Consider the following 16,826-nt stretch of genomic DNA (forward strand, 5'->3'; position numbering starts at 1 on the left):
CAGAGCGTAGAGCGCTGAGCTCGGAGCTTGGAGGCCGGATCCGTCAGGCCCCGGCGCTCCCGCCCGCCGCCTCCAGCCGCTCCCGCGCCTCCGCGAGGTCCTCCGGGGTAGGGGCGTCGTCCTGCGTGAGGTGCCGGCGCCAGTACCCCGTGAACTCGACGGCGCGCCGGTCGTACCCGCGCTCCTCCACCAGATGCCGCCGCAGTGCCCGTACGGCCCCGGCCTCACCGGCCAGCCACACGGACGGCGCCCCGGCCGGGAGCGCGGCCGCCCGCACCGCGTCGACCACCGACGCGTCCCCGTGCAGCCAGTGCACGGTCAGCTCGCCGGGCGTCACCGGCGTCCGCTCCTCCGCCGCGTCGGCGACCTGCACGAACGCCAGGGCCCGGTGGCCGGGCGGCAGCGCCTCGGCGATGGTCGCGAGCGCCGGGAGCGAGCATCCGTCGGCGGCGAGCAGCGTCCAGTCAGCGGCGCCGACGGAGAGCGGCCGGGCGAAGTACGCCGACGGTCCGAACATGCCCAGCGTGTCGCCCGGCCGTGCGGCCCGGGCCCAGCGCGTCGCGGGACCGTGATTCCCGTTCACGCCCTCACCGTGGACGTAGAAGTCGATGTCGAGGGTCGCCGCCGCCGGATCATGGGACCGGATCGTGTAACTGCGCATCCAGGGGCGCTCGGGCTCCGGAATCGCGCCGTACGCCGCGTACCAGCGCATCACGTCACCCTCCGCGTCACCGTCCGTGTCGCCGGGCGCGGGCAGCACGGGCTCGGACTGGCCGCGCCGGGGGAAGTAGAGCTTCACCTGCTGGTCGGGCCCGGCGAGCGTGAGGTCGGCGAGGGACGCGCCACCGAAGGTGACCCTGATCATGCGCGGGGTGAGCGGCCGGACGGCGACGACCCGGATACGGCGGAGGGGAAGGGGCTCGGGCTCAGGCCGGGCCGGAGGCTGGGACATCGGGGCTCCTGTGTGTCGTGGCTCGGCCCACCACCCTCCCCGGCCCCGCCGACATGCCGCCGACACGGAACCGACACGGCGGCGCCGCCCCGGCCCGGATGCGGGACCGGGGGACGGACACGACAATGGCCAGTGCCGGAAGAACTAGTAGGAGGCGGCATGAACGCTGAGTCCGACAAGACATCTCCGGGGGAGAGCCCGACGCCCGATCGCCTCTTGCACGCCGGGTCGGAGGGCGAATACACGGCGGAGGATCTGGTCCTCGCCTCCGGACGTGACGTGAATCCGAAGAGTCTCGCGTGGGCGGAGCGCCGGATGGCGCAGAAGGGACGCGCCTCCCTGGACGAGCTCCTGCCCTGACCCCGGACCCGAAGCCCGCCCCACCGCCTCGGCCCGGCCCCGTACCGGGCCGGGGCGGTCTGCGCACGTGGGCCTCGGCGCGCCCTGGGGCTTCCCCATTTGTGGAACACGTTCTACCGTGGCCGCCGTCGCGCGCACGGTACCCAGGACGCTGCCACGGGAGGCCCCATGCACCTCGAGTACACGCCCGCCCAGCACCGCTTGCGCGAGGAGCTGCGCGGGTACTTCGCCGAGCTCGTCCCGGACGACGTCCACGCCCGCTACGCCGACCCGTCCGCCCAGAAGCGGTTCTACCGCGAGACCGTGCGCAGGCTCGGCACGGACGGCTGGCTCGGGGTCGGCTGGCCCGTCGCGTACGGGGGGCGCGGGCTGAGCCCCATGGAGCAGTTCATCTTCTTCGACGAGGCCGCCCAGGCCGGCGTCCCGCTGCCGCTGATGGCCCTGAACACCGTCGGCCCGACGATCATGCAGTTCGGTACCGACGAGCAGAAGGCGTACTTCCTGCCGAAGATCCTCTCCGGGGAGATCGACTTCGCCATCGGCTACAGCGAGCCCGACGCCGGTACCGACCTGGCAGCCCTCAAGACGCGCGCGGTCAGGGACGGTGACGCCTACATCGTCAATGGGCAGAAGATCTGGACGACGAACGGCGACACCGCCGACTGGGTCTGGCTCGCCGTCCGCACCGACCCGGACGCCCCGGCCCACAAGGGCATCACCATGCTGCTCGTGCCGACCACCGACCCCGGCTACTCCTGCACCCTCATCAACACCCTCGCCTCGCACGACACGACCGCCAGCTACTACGAGAACGTCCGCGTGCCCGTCTCCCACCGCGTCGGCGAGGAGAACAAGGGCTGGCGGCTCATCACCAACCAGCTCAACCACGAACGCGTGACCCTCGCCGCCCACGGCACGATGGCGATCCGCGCCCTCCACGACGTCCAGCGATGGGCCGCCGGGACCAAGCTCGCCGACGGACGCCGGGTGATCGACCTCGGCTGGGTGCGCCGCAGCCTGGCCCGTACGCACACCCGGCTCGACGCGATGAAACTCCTCAACTGGCAGATGGTGAACGCCGTCCAGCAGGGCACCCTCACCCCCCAGGACGCCTCCGCCGTCAAGGTCTACGGCTCCGAGGCCCGCCGCGACGCCTACGCCTGGCTCATGGAGGTCGTCGGCTCGGCCGGCGCCCTCAAGGAGGGCTCCGCCGGCGCGGTCCTCCACGGCGAACTCGAACGCGGCTACCGCTCGGCCGTCATCTTCACCTTCGGTGGCGGCAACAACGAGATCCAGCGCGAGATCATCTCCTGGATCGGCCTCGGAATGCCCCGCGTCCGGCGCTGAGGGGACAACAGATCCGCGTCGCGCCGCAAGACCTCAGGCGCCGTTCCGGAGAGGGCGCGGTCGGCTGGAGCCCGCCTGCGGGGTGTGGAGGGTGACGGTCCCTCCGCCGAGCATCTCGGCCTTCGGGCGATGGACGGTCACCACGGTCATCGTGGACTCGGACTCGGACTCGGACTCGTCGATGGAGAAGTGGTAGGCGATCAGTTGCGGCGCGCGGGCCGGGAAAACGACATGCCCGCGCGACGCGCCTGCGGTAGCGTCGCGCGGGTCACGCGACCCACCCTGAATTCGGCAAGGAGTTCCCCCATGCGCATCCCCGTCAAGCCCGCCCCCGAGGAAGGAGTCACCATCCGCACAGAGGACCTGAGGCTTGATGAGTTCATCGCTCGAACCGAACAACCTGAATCTGGGGATTCTCGCTCACATTGACGCGGGAAAGACCAGCCTCACCGAGCGGCTTCTGTACGCCGCCGGTGCCATCGACGCCGTCGGGAGCGTCGACGAGGGAAGTACGCAGACCGACTCGCTCGACCTGGAGCGGCAGCGCGGCATCACGATCAGATCCGCCGTCGTGTCCTTCGCCGTCGACGACATCGCCGTCAATCTGATCGACACCCCCGGCCACCCCGACTTCATCGCCGAGGTGGAGCGCGTCCTGAGCGTGCTGGACGGGGCCGTGCTCGTCGTGTCCGCCGTCGAAGGGGTGCAGGCCCAGACCCGCGTTCTCATGCGGACGTTGAGGCGGCTCGGCATTCCGACGCTGATCTTCGTGAACAAGATCGACCGCCGTGGCGCGGACCGCGAAGGCACCCTCCGGGGCATCCGGGAGAAGCTCACCTCCTGCGTCGTCCCCATGGGTTCGACGCGTGCCCTGGGCACGGCCGCGGCCGCGTTCACACCGTACGGCCCGGCCGACACCACCTTCTCGTCCGGTCTGCTCGACCTCCTCACCGCACAGGACGACGCGTTTCTCGCCCGGTGCGTGGAGAACCCGCAACAGATCTCCCCCGAGCGGCTGCGGGCGGAGTTGGCGCGGCAGACCGCGCACGTCCTGGCCCACCCGGTCTTCTTCGGATCCGCGATCACCGGTGCGGGGGTCACCAGCCTGATGGCGGGCGTGAGGGAATTCCTCCCCGCCGTCGCGGGAGACAGCGAAGGGCCGGTTTCCGGAACCGTCTTCACGGTGGAGCGTGGCACGGCCGGCGAGAAGATCGCGTACGTACGCATGTTCTCCGGCACCGTACGGACCCGGGACACCGTGCAATTCCGCGGGGGAAACGGCGCCGATCACGTCGCCGAGGGGAAAGTCACCGGCGTCGACGTCTTCGGCCACGATGCCGCCGACGGCCGGGGCGTCGCCCGCGCGGGCCGGATCGCCCGGCTCCGGGGCCTCGGCGGCATCCGTGTCGGGGACACGATCAGCGCCCCGGGAGAACCCGCCCCCGTGCGCGACGTGCAAGGGCACTTCGCGCCGCCGACCCTGGAGACCGTCGTCGTCCCCGAGCGGGCCGCCGACCGAGGACGCCTCCATGTCGCCCTCACCCAACTCGCCGAGCAGGACCCGCTGATCGACCTGCGCCGGGACGAACCGCGCGAGGAGACCCACCTCTCGCTCTACGGCGAGGTGCAGAAGGAGGTGATCCAGGCGACGCTCGCCGACGCGTACGGCATCGGCGTCACCTTCCGCGCGACCACCCCCCTCTGCGTCGAGCGCCTGAGCCGCACGGGCGCCGCGTTCGAGGCGATCGGCGGGGACGGCAACCCGTTCCTCGCCGCGATCGGACTGCGCGTCGCACCGGCACCGCCCGGCAGCGGCGTGGAGTTCCGCCTCGGCATCGAACTCGGCTCGCTCCCCCTCGCGTTCCTCAACGCGGTGCGGGAGACCGTCGACGCGACGCTGCGGCAGGGCGTCCACGGCTGGCGTATCCCCGACTGCGCGGTCACCCTCACCCGCTCCCGCTACCTGGCACGCCAGAGCCACGCTCACGGCACCTTCGACAAGAGCATGTCGAGCACCGCGGGGGACTTCCGCCATCTGACCCCCCTCGTCCTGATGAGCGCCCTCCTCGAGGCCGGGACCCGGGTGCACGAGCCGGTCCACCGGTTCCGGCTGGAGATCCCCGAGGGGACGCTCGACACCCTCCTGCCCGTCCTGACCCGGGCCGGCGCACTCCCGGGGACGACGGAGCAGCGCGGGCGCTCCCTCGTCCTGGAGGGCGACATCCCGGCGGCCCGCGTGCACGAGCTGCAGCAGCGACTGCCCTCGCTCACCCAGGGCGAAGGCGTCCTGGAGAGCGCCTTCGCCCACTACCGGCCGGTCGCCGGCGCGGTCCCGACCCGGGCCCGCACGGACCACAACCCCCTGAACCGGAAGGAGTACCTCCGCCACGTCCTGCGCCGGGTCTGAAAGACCACGGGGGGCTGTCGGACCGGCACACGGCACACGGCACACTGTTCGAGATCAAGTCCACCGCCCGAACGGAGAGCAGATGCCCGACCCGGCCGACGTGCCCGACCCGGCAGCCCCCGATGCCCCCGTACATCCGCAGTACCCGGTCCGTACGAAGCGGCTGCGCCTGCGCCCCGTCCGCAGGGACGACCTCGACGCCATCCACGCCCACCGCTCCCTGCCCGAGGTCGCGCTCTACCTGCCGCACGAACCGCACACCCGGGAGATGACCGCGCGGACCCTGGAGCGTGTGCTCGCCGGCGAGGCGCTCGCGAACCCCGGCGACTGGCTCGACCTGGCCGTGGAGACCGAGTCGGGCCGGGTCGTCGGCGAAGTGCTCCTGAGGCGGGAGCCCGACGAACCGGCCACCGGCCAGGTCGGGTTCGCCTTCCACCCGGACGTGCACGGCACCGGGATCGCCACCGAGGCGGTCACGGCCGCACTCGACATCGCCTTCGACAGCTTCGGCTGGCACCGCGTCATCGGGTTCTGCGACGTGCGCAACGTCGCCTCCGCGGCCCTCATGCGGCGGGTCGGCATGCGCCACGAGGCCGTCCACCGCGACAGCGTCTTCCTCAAGAACGCCTGGTGCAGCGACTCGGTGTTCGCGGTCCTCGCGGCCGAGTGGCGCGGGACCCCGCCGCGTACCGCCGAGGAGCGGGCCGTCGACGCGGTCGCCACCGCCTTCTTCTCCGCGTTCACCCGCCGCGCGGGGGAGCCGGTGAGCCTCGACGCCGCCCGCGCCGCCCTCGCGCCCGACGCCGTCATCGAGCGCGTGGACGAGAACGGGAACCTCGACCGTACGAACGTGGAGGAGTTCCTGGCGCCCCGTCACGCCCTCCTCAACGGGCCGGAGCTGACCGACTTCCACGAGTTCGAGGTCGCGTTCACGACCGTCGTCACCGCCGGACGTGCCCTGCGGAGCTCGCTCTACCACAAGCACGGCATCCACGACGGCGTCCCCTTCGCGGGATGGGGACGCATGAACCTCCACCTGACCACGTCCTCCGGTGCCTGGCTCATCGAGTCCGCCACCTGGACGGACGAAACCCAGCACACGCACCACACGAAGGAGCCCCGGCGTTGAGCATCAGCGTTGAAGGACAGATAGACATCGCGGGACCGGTGGGCAAGCTGCTCCACCGGCGAACGCTGAAGAACGCCACGGTCATGCAGTCGTTCGGCATCGACCCCGTGTCCGGCGACATCTTCGTGCTCCAGATCATGGAGGGCGGGATCCAGCTCTCCGGCGAGTCCTCGGCCATCGCCTGGGCGCAGCGGTCCGAGCAGGGCGACCTGTGCGTCACCCGGCTCTCCCCGTCCGGCTCGATCACCGGGTACATGTACCTGCGCGGCTTCGGACACGGCGTCAACGTCGGCGTGGAGAACCGCGCCGGGGCCATCCATCTGTGGACCGAGACGGCGTCGATACCCAACAGCAAGAACGAGGGCTTCGGCTCGAAGGTGACCAGCTTCGCGTTCCGTTCCGGCACGGTCCTCGACTACGGCTCCTCGCTGCACACCCTGCCGTACAGCCCCGACCCGGCCGCCCGCTTCATCACCCCCACCATCGACCGCAGCACCAACGAGCTCGTCCTGCGCTTCTCCCTCAACGGCGGGCCGCACTACGAGCGGTACGACCTGGCCAAGGCGGCGGCCGGCGTATGGGAGCCCATCCAGCGCATCACCCCGGCCCTTCCGGCGGGCGTCTTCCAGGGGTACGCCTCCCACAACGGCGTCCTCTACACGCTCCAGGGCCAGGCCCTGTCCGCGGTCGCCCTGCCCGGCGACACGTACATCACCGCGTTCGAGTGGGCCACCGGCGCCATGCTGGACCGGCAGCACATCACCGCCGGTCCCGGCCTGGAGCACCGCGAGGCCGAGGGCATGACCGTGTCCGTACGCAACGGTGTGCCGCACCTCCACTTCGGCTTCGCCACCGAGGACCCCGGCCCGCGCACCTGCACCATCATGTCGCTCTCCGCGGCCCCCGAGGTCGACGGCGTGAAGGTCCTGACCGACTGGCAGCCGATCACCCTCGCCGCCGGGGTCACCGTCGACCAGAACGCCCCCAAGGGCCGGCTCATCAGCATCGCCGGAACGACGACGCTGCAGCTCAGCGGCGGAATCAAGGGCAGCTTCGACGGTGACGCCGTCATCGGCACCCTGCCCGACGCGCTCACCCCCAGCATGGTCTGCCGCGCCAACGTCCCCCGGAACAGCAGCGGAGGCTACTGCGTCGCCCGTGTCGAGGCGGGCAACGACCGCCAGCTCCGGCTCTTCGGCGGCCGCACCACCAACGTCATCACCTGGGCGCAGCTGGACAGCTTCAACGCCGTCTGGCGCTGACCCCACCACCTTTCTCCCGCTCATCTCTTCTGGCCAAGGAGCCGATTCGCCATGTCCCAGTCCTTCAACCGCCGTAGCATCCTCGGCGCCGCCCTCGCCATGCCCGCCGCCGCGGCCGCCGGCAACCTGATCGCCGCCACGCCCGCCGCCGCGGCCGGCGTCGTCGCCGGGGCCTGGACCGACCTCGTCCTGGAGCCGGGCATCACCGCGCAGGCGGGCGCCACCCCGCAGGTCCGCCTCATCACGATCGCCGACACCACGTTCCTCCAGGCCCGTGGCGCGATCACCTGCAGCCTCGCCGCCGACACCAAGATCGCCACCCTGCCGGCCGGGTTCACGCCGCCCACCTGGTACGTGCGCGCCGCGACGCCCCGCAACAACAGCCAGGGCATCAACGCCTGCCGCTTCGAGATCAACACCGCCGGATCCGTGAGCATCTACGGCGCCAACAGCGGCAACCCGATCACCTGGGTCCAGTTCGACGCGATCCAGGTGATCTGGCGATAGCAGATCCGGCGACAGCACCCGTAGCCTGAACGCATGAGGCAGGACGCCGACCCCGGGCTCTTCGGTCCCCACTCCGTCACCTGGCAGCTGCACGGTGACCCGGTGATGTGGATCGCCGGGGTCCGCGCCCTCTACCTTCAGGCACTGCACCCGGTCGCCGTCCGCGGAGTCATGATCAACAGCGACTTCCGGCGGGACGCCTGGGGCCGGCTCCTGCGGACGGCGAACTTCGTCGGCACGCTCAGCTACGGCACCACCGAGGCCGCCGAGGCCGCCGGAGCCCGGGTGCGGAAGATCCACCGGCTGCTCGGGGTCGACGACCCCGAGCTGCTGCTCTGGGTGCACTGCGCCGAGGTCGACTCCTACCTCTCGGTCGTACGCCGCTCGGGCATCCCGATCAGCGACGCCCAGGCCGACCGCTACATCGACGAACACCGCGAGTCCGCCCGGCTCGTCGGGCTCGACCCGCGCGAAGTGCCCGCCACCGCCGACGAGCTCGACCGCTACTTCGACGCGATACGGCCCCGGCTCGCCGCCGGCGAGGACGCGCGCACCGTCGACGCGTTTCTGCGCCGCCCCCCGGTCCCGCCCGCCCTCGTCCCGGCGCGCGAGATCGTCTGGCGGCGCGTGGTGTCACTCGCGTACGACTCCCTGCCCCCCTACGCCCACGCCCTGTACGGCCGGCCCGCGCCGCCGCCCGAGACCGTCACGTACCGGCTCACCGCGGCGGGCAATCTGCTGCGCTGCATCCCGGACCGGCTCCGCTGGCGCCTTCCCCCAGGTCACATCCTGAAGGCGATGGCACGTCTCGGCCCCGACGCACGCCCCGCCCCGTACACACTCCGCAGCCAGGCGGCCATACTGGACGGGCCGGGGAGGGCGCAGAGAATCGACGGGGGCGACAGCACGCGATGGCGGAGACCAGGCTGATCCAGGGCCGGTACCGGCTGCACGACGTGATCGGGCGCGGGGGCATGGGCGAGGTGTGGCGTGCCACCGACGAGTCGCTCGGCCGGCGTGTCGCGGTCAAGTGCCTCAAGCCGCTGGGACAGCAGCACGACGCCAACTTCGCGGTGCTGCGCGAACGGTTCCGGCGCGAGGCGCGCGTCGCCGCCTCGCTCCAGCATCGCGGAGTGACCGTCGTCCATGACTTCGGCGAGTCCGACGGGGTGCTCTTCCTCGTCATGGAGCTCCTGGAGGGCCACAACCTCAGCCAGCTCCTGGAGGAGAACCGGAAGCACCCGCTGCCGGTGCGGGACGTCGAGGACATCGCCGAACAGGTCGCCGACGCCCTCGCGTACACCCATCGCCAAGGGGTCGTGCACCGCGACCTCAAGCCCGCCAACATCATGCGGCTCGGCGACGGCGCGGTGAAGATCTGCGACTTCGGGATAGCGCGCCTCGGCGCCGACATCGGCTTCACGTCCCGTCTCACCGGCACCGGCATCGCCATGGGAACCCCGCACTACATGTCCCCGGAGCAGATCAGCGGCGGCGAGGTCGACCACCGCAGCGACCTGTACTCGCTGGGGTGCGTGCTGTACGAGATCGCCACCGGCGTCCCGCCCTTCGACCTCGACGACACATGGGCCATCCTCGTCGGCCACCGCGACACGCCGCCCGAGCCGCTGCGCACGCACCGCGCCGAGCTGCCCGGCTATCTGGACCGGATCGTGCTCGATCTGCTCGCCAAGACGCCGGACGGGCGGCCCACCGACGCGACCGATCTGCGCCGTCGTATCGCCTCGGCCCGCACCGCCGGACCGGAGCCCGTGGCGCTGTCCATGCCGCTGCCCGTGTCGCTGTCCGTACAGGTGCCGGAGGCGGACGTCTCCCGACTCCCTTCCTGGGCCAGGGGGATGACCACGGGACACAGGGCGACGGCGGGTTCCCTCGCCCTGAGAACCGTGGCGTTCGACCCGGCGGCCGGGCTCACGGGGGAGTGGACCGCCCCGTCCCGGGTGCTGCCCCCGGCGCCCGTCGGCGACGGGCGGGCCACCCCCTCGCCGGAACTGCTCGCCGTCCTCGCCAGCCGGCACAAGGCCGGCCTCAGCCTCGGCCGACTCGGCCGCTGGGACGAGGCGGCGGACGTGCACCGGTCCGTCGCCGAGGTCCGTGAGCGCGTGCTGGGCCCCGACCACCCCGACACCCTCGCCAGCGGGTACGAGGTCGGCTTCACGCTCAGCAGGCTCGCCCGCCCCGCCGACGCCCTGCGCGCGTTCACCCGGGTCACCGAGGGCCGCGAGCGCGTGCTGGGCCCCGACCACCCCGACACCCTGGCCGCGCGTCAGGAGACGGCGTACGTACTCGGCCGCCTCGGGCGCCACTTCGAGGCACACCAGGTGTACGCGGCGGTGCTCGCCTCCCGCGAGCGCACCATGGGCCCCGACCACCCCGACACCCTGCGGTGCCGCCACAACCTGGCCTTCAACCTGGGCCGGCTCGGCCGTCTGGACGAGTCGTACCGGATGGCGCGGGAGGTCGCGGAGGCACGGGCCCGGCTCCTCGGCGACGAGCACCCGGACACGCTCGTGACGCGTTACGAAGTGGCGTACACGCTCGGCCGGCTGGGGCGCTGGCCGGAGGCGCTCGCCGCCTACCGCGAGGTCGCCGCGGCGCGTGGCGCCGTCCTCGGCGCCGACCACCTCGACACGCTCGCCGCCCGCTACGAGGTCGGCATCTGCCTGGGCCGGCTCGGCCGGAGCGAAGAGGCGCTGGAGCTCTACCGCGACCTGAGCGAAGCCCGCACCCGCGCGCACGGGCCCGACGACCCCGAGACGCTGCGCGCCCGCCACGGCATCGGGGTCAACCTGGGCCGGCTCTCCCGCTGGGAGGAGGCCGTCGAGGAGGCCCGGGAGGTGTGCGCGGCCCGCGAACGCGTCCTCGGCGCCGACCACCCGGACACCCTCGTCAGCCGCCGCGAGATCGCCGTCGGCCTCGGCTGGCTCGCCCGCTGGCCGGACGCCCTGACCGTCTACCGCCAGGTCGCCGAGGCCCGCGACCGCGTCCTCGGCCCCGACCACCCCGACACCCTGGCAAGCCGCCACGACGAGGCCCACTGCCTGGAACAACTCGGCCGCCACACCGAGGCCGTCGAGCTCTACCGCCGGGTGGCCGCCCTGCGCAGCAGCGACGGGGAGGGGAGCGCTCAGCGCTGAGCGCGCCACCACTCGGTCAGCTCCCGCACGCGCGCGTCGAAACGACGGTCGAGGAACGACAGAGGAGCCCTGAGTGTCAGGCGCTCGCCCGTGACGAGGCCGACGGTCACGTGCCGCACGCCGGCGACGCGCCGTACGGCGACATCCGAGACGTCCGGCCAGGGGATGCGGCGTCCGCGGCCGAAGGCGGGGAAGACGAGCAGGCAGTCGGCGGTCAGCCGCGCACCGCGCGTCCGGGGCAGAAACAGCAGTCCGGCCAGACCGACGACACCCGACCGAACGCACCAGCGCAAGGTCTCGGCCGACATGGGGTCACCGTCCCACCACAGCCCCAGGTAGAGCAGGCCCGTTGCCGCGGCCATCCCCACGGCGGCCGGGACGACGTCCTGCGCCGGCCCCGGCCCGAAGTCGACGACGTCCCGCATGCGCCCCACGCGCCCCTCCTCGGCTCGGCCCCCCGGCCGCAGTGTCCCTTACCGCTGCCGGGGACCCCCCGCCGCCCCACCGACTCCTTGGCCCGGCGTGGGAACCGTGGCGACCGGACCGCCCGAGCCGTCGACGAGCCGGAGTCGTGTGACCGGGGTGGCGGCCTCCCGCAGCCGGGGCAGGACGCCCATGTCCTCCGCCACCGTCAGCGCCTGCCCCGCGACATCCACCGGGCTGCCGCTGGACAGCAGGTCCCGCGCGTGCTCCACGACCGTCGGCCGCATCCCGTGCCGCGCCAGCCAGTACGCGAGGACGGGACCGGCGATGCCCGCTCCGGAGATCAGTACCGTGTCGCCCCTCATGACGCTCACCCTTCCTCACCCACCAGCCCTGACCGTCGGTCAGTGTCCACGCCATTCTCCTGTCCGTCGGTCAGGCAAGGGGATACGGTCTCCGGCATGACCGAGGAGGAGACGCGTACCAGGGCCCGGATCCTGCGCGTCGCGGGCGAGGAGTTCGCCGCGCGCGGCTTCCACGCGACCTCCCTACGCGAGATCGCGGACCGCGTCGGCGTCACCAAGGCCGCCGTGCTCTACCACTTCGCCGGCAAGGCGGACATCCTCGCCGCCCTGGCCGAACCCATGCTCGGCGACCTCGAAGCGGCGATGACCGGGGCCGCGCGACGCGCACCCGAAGAGGCGCGATGGGCGGCCGTCGAGGGGCTGCTGGACGTCTGGCTGACCCACCGAGGACTGCTCAGGCTCAACCTCCAGGACCTGGCCCTGGCCGCGCCCGGACCGGTCTTCGAACGCTTCAAGGGCGCCCTGCTCCGGGCCAACGCGCTGGTCGCGGGCGCGGAGGCGGACTTCGCCGGGCGCGTGCGGGCGGCCCAGGCGATCGCCATGCTCGGCGACCCGGTGGTGCTCTTCGCCGACGCCCCGGTCGACGAGTTGCGCGCCGAGGTGCTCGCCGGTGTGCACCGCCTCCTCGACGGCGACGGCGACGGCGAGGTCCGCCGCCCCGGTTCCCGGCCCCGCCGCGGCCGGCCCGCCGCCATGACCGAGGAGATGGCCGCCCGGGCCCGGCGTCTCCATGGCGCCGGGAGCACGGCCGCCGAGATCGCGGACGCGCTCGGCGTCTCCCGTGCCACGGTCTACCGCCATCTCGCCCCGTCGCAAAAAGACTGAGACATTAATGCGACGATTTATGAGACAGGCGAGCTGACACGGACGGTCGGCGGGGTTCCGCGGGCGATCTTCGCGTGTTAGCAAGAGACATGACCGCACAGCGCTCGTACGACGCCGTCATCGTCGGCGGTGGCCACAACGGACTGGTCGCCGCCGCCTACCTGGCGCGCGCCGGACGCACCGTCCTCGTTCTCGAACGGCTCGGCTCCACCGGTGGCGCCGCCGTCTCCACCCGGCCCTTCGCCGGGGTCGACGCCCGCCTCTCCCGGTACTCGTACCTCGTCTCGCTCCTCCCGCAGAAGATCGTGCGCGAGCTGGGGCTGCGGTTCGCCGTACGGAAGCGGTCCGTCTCCTCGTACACACCGAAGGGCGACAGCGGCCTGCTCGTCGGCGGCGGCGCCGACCGCACCCGCGCCTCCTTCGCCGCGCTCACCGGCTCCGACCGCGAGTACGGGGCGTGGCAGGCCTTCTACGGCCGTACGGGACAGGTGGCCGAGCGCGTCTTCCCCACCCTCACCGAACCGCTGCCCACCCGCGAGGAGCTCCGGGCCCGCGTGGCCGACGAGACCGCCTGGCGGATGCTCTTCGAAGAGCCCATCGGCACGACGGTCGAGGAGACCTTCGCCGACGACCTCGTCCGGGGCGTCGTCCTGACCGACGCCCTGATCGGCACCTTCGCCGACGCCCACGACCCCTCGCTGCTCCAGAACCGCTGCTTCCTCTACCACGTCATCGGCGGGGGCACCGGCGACTGGGACGTCCCCGTCGGCGGCATGGGCGCGCTCACCGACGCGCTCGCGGACGCCGCCCGCGCGGCGGGCGCGGAGATCCGTACCGGACACGAGGCCACCCGGATCGAGACCGACGGCACCCGCGCCGAGATCACCTTCCGCACGGCGCACGGCGAGGGCGCGGTCGCGGCAGAGCACGTCCTCGTCAACGCCTCGCCCCAGGCCCTCGCCGCCCTCCTCGGCGACACGCCCCCACCGCCCGCCGAAGGCGCCCAGCTCAAGGTCAACATGCTGCTCACCCGGTTGCCCCGGCTGCGCGACCGCTCCGTCGACCCCCGCGAGGCGTTCGCCGGGACCTTCCACATCGCCGAGGGATACGGCCAGTTGGCCACCGCGTACGCCGAGGCCGCCGCCGGCCGGCTGCCGAGCGCGCCGCCCTCCGAGATCTACTGCCACTCCCTGACCGACCCCACCATCCTCGGTCCCGAACTCGCCGAGCGGGGCTACCAGACCCTCACCCTCTTCGGACTGCACACCCCCGCCCGGCTGTTCGCCGCCGACAACGACACCGCCCGCGCCGACCTGCTCAAGGCGACCCTCGCCGAGCTCGACGCCGTCCTCGACGAGCCGCTCACCGACTGCCTCGCCCTCGACGCCGAGGGCCGGCCCTGCATCGAGGCCAAGACCCCGCTCGACCTCGAACGCGATCTGCGGCTGCCCGGCGGCCACATCTTCCACCGCGACCTCTCCTTCCCCTACGGGGAAGAGGGCGCCGGTCGCTGGGGCGTCGAGACCGCGCACGCCAACGTCCTCCTCTGCGGCGCCGGCGCCGTCCGGGGCGGCGGAGTGAGCGGCATCCCCGGCCACAATGCGGCGATGGCGGCGCTGGGACATTGACGGAAGCACCGCCCCCGCCAGGGGCGTGAAGCTGACCTGTGGCCGCGCTTAAGAAAACCTCGATGGACCGCAAGCCCGACATGCGGAAGATTTCCTTCAGGGATCTTGAGCGCGAATCCGCGCCCGGACCCCATAGGTCACAGGACACGCACGTCGGGAGCCAAGGCATTGAAGGCGCTGGTCAAGCAGAAGGCGGAGCCGGGACTCTGGCTCATGGACGTGCCGGAGCCGGAGATCGGCCACGGAGACGTACTGATCAAGGTCAAGCGGACCGGCATCTGCGGTACGGACCTCCACATCCGCTCCTGGGACGGCTGGGCCCAGAAGACGATCGCCACGCCGCTGACCCTCGGCCACGAGTTCGTCGGCGAGGTCGTCGAGACCGGCCGTGACGTCGTGGACATCGCGGTCGGCGACCTGGTCAGCGGCGAGGGCCACCTCGTCTGCGGCAAGTGCCGCAACTGTCTGGCCGGCCGCCGCCACCTCTGCCGCGCCACCGTCGGCCTCGGCGTCGGCCGCGACGGCGCCTTCGCCGAGTACGTCGCGCTGCCCGCGTCCAACGTGTGGGTGCACCGCGTCGCCGTCGACCTCGACGTCGCCGCGATCTTCGACCCCTTCGGCAACGCCGTGCACACCGCGCTCTCCTTCCCGCTGGTGGGCGAGGACGTGCTGGTCACGGGCGCGGGCCCGATCGGCATCATGGCGGCCGCGGTGGCGAAGCACGCCGGCGCCCGCAACGTCGTCATCACCGACGTCAGCGAGGAGCGCCTCGACCTGGCCCGCAAGGCGGGCGTCTCGCTCGCGCTGAACGTGGCCGAGCAGACGATCGCCGACGGCCAGCGCACGCTCGGGCTCAAGGAGGGCTTCGACGTCGGCCTGGAGATGTCGGGCAACCCGCGCGCGATGCGCGACATGGTCGCGAACATGACCAACGGCGGCAAGATCGCCATGCTGGGCCTGCCGGCGGAGGACTTCGCCGTCGACTGGGCGAAGATCGTCACGTCCATGATCACGATCAAGGGCATCTACGGCCGCGAGATGTTCGAGACCTGGTACGCGATGTCCGTCCTCCTGGAGGGCGGGCTCGACCTCGCCCCGGTGATCACCGGCCGCTACGCGTACACCGACTTCGAGGCCGCCTTCGACGACGCCGCGTCCGGCAAGGGCGGCAAGATCATCCTCGACTGGACCGTCTGATCTCCACGCGTCCGATCGCCACGCGTCCGACCTCCTCTCGTCTGATCTCCTCTAAGGAACCCACCATGTTCGACTCCGTACGTGACGACCTCCGTACCACCCTCGACGAGATCCGCGCCGCCGGGCTGCACAAGCCCGAGCGCGTCATCGGCACCCCCCAGTCGGCGACCGTCGCCGTCACCGCCGGCGGGCAGCCCGGTGAGGTGCTCAACTTCTGCGCCAACAACTACCTCGGCCTCGCCGACCACCCCGAGGTGATCGCCGCCGCCCACGAGGCGCTCGACCGCTGGGGCTACGGCATGGCGTCCGTGCGCTTCATCTGCGGCACGCAGGAGGTGCACAAGGAGCTGGAGGCGCGGCTGTCGTCGTTCCTCGGCCAGGAGGACACGATCCTCTACTCCTCCTGCTTCGACGCCAACGGCGGCGTCTTCGAGACGCTCCTCGGCCCCGAGGACGCCGTCATCTCCGACGCCCTCAACCACGCCTCCATCATCGACGGCATCCGCCTCTCCAAGGCCCGCCGCTTCCGGTACGTCAACCGCGACATGGCCGACCTGGAGCAGCAGCTCAAGGAGGCGACCCAGGGCGGCGCCCGCCGCAAGCTGATCGTCACCGACGGCGTCTTCTCCATGGACGGCTACGTCGCCCCGCTCGGCGAGATCTGCGACCTGGCCGAGCGCTACGACGCCATGGTCATGGTCGACGACTCCCACGCCGTCGGCTTCGTCGGCCCCGGCGGCCGCGGCACCCCCGAGCTGCACGGCGTCATGGACCGCGTCGACATCATCACCGGCACCCTCGGCAAGGCCCTCGGCGGCGCCTCCGGCGGCTATGTCGCCGCCCGCGCCGAGATCGTCGCCCTGCTGCGCCAGCGCTCCCGCCCGTACCTCTTCTCCAACACGCTCGCCCCGGTCATCGCCGCCGCCTCCCTCAAGGTCCTCGACCTGCTCGAGTCGGCCGGCGACCTGCGCGAGCGCCTGCGCGCCAACACCGAGCTCTTCCGCTCCCGCATGACGGCGGAGGGCTTCGACATCCTCCCCGGCGACCACGCCATCGCGCCCGTCATGATCGGCGACGCGTCGGAGGCCGGGCGGATGGCGGAGCTGCTCCTGGAGCGCGGCGTGTACGTGATCGGCTTCTCGTACCCCGTCGTTCCGCAGGGCCAGGCCCGCATCCGCGTCCAGCTCTCGGCGGCCCATTCGTCCGATGACGTGAACCGGGCTGTGGACGCGTTCGTCGACGCCCGCGCCGCCCTGCGAGACTAGG

15 protein-coding genes are annotated in these 16,826 nt (G+C 72.2%); 12 read left to right on the top strand and 3 right to left on the bottom strand.

Translation table 11 applies throughout. The features are described from left to right. Positions 1-43: 43 nt before the first annotated feature. A complete protein-coding gene (locus FDM97_RS16580) occupies positions 44-952 on the bottom strand; it encodes a siderophore-interacting protein (protein WP_137991179.1) in 909 nt (302 codons plus the stop codon). A gap of 159 nt (positions 953-1,111) precedes the next feature. Here FDM97_RS16580 and FDM97_RS16585 point away from each other — a divergent pair, with 159 nt between their 5' ends. The 8 genes from FDM97_RS16585 (at position 1,112) to FDM97_RS16625 (ending at position 11,122) form a co-directional block, all read left to right on the top strand. Then, on the top strand, positions 1,112-1,312 hold the full coding sequence (locus FDM97_RS16585; protein WP_137991180.1) for a hypothetical protein: 201 nt from the start codon (positions 1,112-1,114) through the stop codon (positions 1,310-1,312). A gap of 168 nt (positions 1,313-1,480) precedes the next feature. Continuing rightward, positions 1,481-2,659, top strand: coding sequence for an acyl-CoA dehydrogenase family protein (locus FDM97_RS16590; RefSeq protein WP_137991181.1), 1,179 nt, complete (start codon positions 1,481-1,483; stop codon positions 2,657-2,659). A gap of 373 nt (positions 2,660-3,032) precedes the next feature. Next, positions 3,033-5,066, top strand: a complete 2,034-nt coding sequence (locus tag FDM97_RS16600; protein ID WP_137991182.1) for an elongation factor G — start codon at positions 3,033-3,035, stop codon at positions 5,064-5,066. 82 nt (positions 5,067-5,148) lie between these two features. Next, entirely contained in the window at positions 5,149-6,195 is a 1,047-nt protein-coding gene (locus FDM97_RS16605; RefSeq protein ID WP_137991183.1) for a GNAT family N-acetyltransferase, read from the top strand. After that, entirely contained in the window at positions 6,192-7,457 is a 1,266-nt protein-coding gene (locus FDM97_RS16610) for a phage baseplate protein (RefSeq protein ID WP_137991184.1), read from the top strand. The genes FDM97_RS16605 and FDM97_RS16610 overlap by 4 nt, the downstream gene beginning before the upstream one ends. A 51-nt stretch (positions 7,458-7,508) precedes the next feature. After that, positions 7,509-7,964 (top strand): hypothetical protein, encoded by a 456-nt coding sequence (locus tag FDM97_RS16615; protein ID WP_137991185.1) that lies wholly within the window; start codon positions 7,509-7,511, stop codon positions 7,962-7,964. 33 nt (positions 7,965-7,997) lie between these two features. Further along, the gene (locus FDM97_RS16620) at positions 7,998-8,894 is read left to right on the top strand and encodes an oxygenase MpaB family protein (protein ID WP_137991186.1); all 897 of its coding nucleotides are present in this window, start codon (positions 7,998-8,000) and stop codon (positions 8,892-8,894) included. Further along, positions 8,876-11,122, top strand: coding sequence for a serine/threonine-protein kinase (locus FDM97_RS16625; RefSeq protein ID WP_137991187.1), 2,247 nt, complete (start codon positions 8,876-8,878; stop codon positions 11,120-11,122). The genes FDM97_RS16620 and FDM97_RS16625 overlap by 19 nt, the downstream gene beginning before the upstream one ends. Here the strand turns inward: FDM97_RS16625 and FDM97_RS16630 are convergent. Both FDM97_RS16630 and FDM97_RS16635 read right to left on the bottom strand, forming a co-directional pair. After that, positions 11,113-11,556, bottom strand: a complete 444-nt coding sequence (locus FDM97_RS16630) for a hypothetical protein (protein ID WP_137991188.1) — start codon at positions 11,554-11,556, stop codon at positions 11,113-11,115. The genes FDM97_RS16625 and FDM97_RS16630 overlap by 10 nt on opposite strands. Before the next feature lie 39 nt (positions 11,557-11,595). Continuing rightward, positions 11,596-11,910: an FAD-dependent monooxygenase gene (locus FDM97_RS16635; RefSeq protein ID WP_137991189.1), complete on the bottom strand. Its 315-nt coding sequence runs from the start codon at positions 11,908-11,910 to the stop codon at positions 11,596-11,598. A gap of 96 nt (positions 11,911-12,006) precedes the next feature. Here FDM97_RS16635 and FDM97_RS16640 point away from each other — a divergent pair, with 96 nt between their 5' ends. The 4 genes from FDM97_RS16640 (at position 12,007) to FDM97_RS16655 (ending at position 16,825) form a co-directional block, all read left to right on the top strand. Beyond that, positions 12,007-12,735 (top strand): TetR family transcriptional regulator, encoded by a 729-nt coding sequence (locus FDM97_RS16640; protein WP_137991190.1) that lies wholly within the window; start codon positions 12,007-12,009, stop codon positions 12,733-12,735. A gap of 89 nt (positions 12,736-12,824) precedes the next feature. Then, entirely contained in the window at positions 12,825-14,363 is a 1,539-nt protein-coding gene (locus FDM97_RS16645) for a phytoene desaturase family protein (RefSeq protein ID WP_137991191.1), read from the top strand. A 168-nt stretch (positions 14,364-14,531) separates the two neighbouring features. After that, positions 14,532-15,560: an L-threonine 3-dehydrogenase gene (tdh, locus tag FDM97_RS16650; protein WP_137991192.1), complete on the top strand. Its 1,029-nt coding sequence runs from the start codon at positions 14,532-14,534 to the stop codon at positions 15,558-15,560. A gap of 65 nt (positions 15,561-15,625) precedes the next feature. Next, positions 15,626-16,825, top strand: a complete 1,200-nt coding sequence (locus tag FDM97_RS16655; protein WP_137991193.1) for a glycine C-acetyltransferase — start codon at positions 15,626-15,628, stop codon at positions 16,823-16,825. Position 16,826: the final 1 nt, after the last annotated feature.

Origin of the sequence: Streptomyces vilmorinianum (genome assembly GCF_005517195.1) — a bacterium.
GTDB lineage: Bacteria > Actinomycetota > Actinomycetes > Streptomycetales > Streptomycetaceae > Streptomyces > Streptomyces vilmorinianum.

Coding starts and splice junctions, on each gene's coding strand:
- FDM97_RS16580 (WP_137991179.1), bottom strand. CDS start 952: ATGTCCCAGCCTCCGGCCCGGCCTGAGCCCGAGCCCCTTCCCCTCCGC.
- FDM97_RS16585 (WP_137991180.1), top strand. CDS start 1,112: ATGAACGCTGAGTCCGACAAGACATCTCCGGGGGAGAGCCCGACGCCC.
- FDM97_RS16590 (WP_137991181.1), top strand. CDS start 1,481: ATGCACCTCGAGTACACGCCCGCCCAGCACCGCTTGCGCGAGGAGCTG.
- FDM97_RS16600 (WP_137991182.1), top strand. CDS start 3,033: ATGAGTTCATCGCTCGAACCGAACAACCTGAATCTGGGGATTCTCGCT.
- FDM97_RS16605 (WP_137991183.1), top strand. CDS start 5,149: ATGCCCGACCCGGCCGACGTGCCCGACCCGGCAGCCCCCGATGCCCCC.
- FDM97_RS16615 (WP_137991185.1), top strand. CDS start 7,509: ATGTCCCAGTCCTTCAACCGCCGTAGCATCCTCGGCGCCGCCCTCGCC.
- FDM97_RS16620 (WP_137991186.1), top strand. CDS start 7,998: ATGAGGCAGGACGCCGACCCCGGGCTCTTCGGTCCCCACTCCGTCACC.
- FDM97_RS16625 (WP_137991187.1), top strand. CDS start 8,876: ATGGCGGAGACCAGGCTGATCCAGGGCCGGTACCGGCTGCACGACGTG.
- FDM97_RS16635 (WP_137991189.1), bottom strand. CDS start 11,910: ATGAGGGGCGACACGGTACTGATCTCCGGAGCGGGCATCGCCGGTCCC.
- FDM97_RS16640 (WP_137991190.1), top strand. CDS start 12,007: ATGACCGAGGAGGAGACGCGTACCAGGGCCCGGATCCTGCGCGTCGCG.
- FDM97_RS16645 (WP_137991191.1), top strand. CDS start 12,825: ATGACCGCACAGCGCTCGTACGACGCCGTCATCGTCGGCGGTGGCCAC.
- FDM97_RS16655 (WP_137991193.1), top strand. CDS start 15,626: ATGTTCGACTCCGTACGTGACGACCTCCGTACCACCCTCGACGAGATC.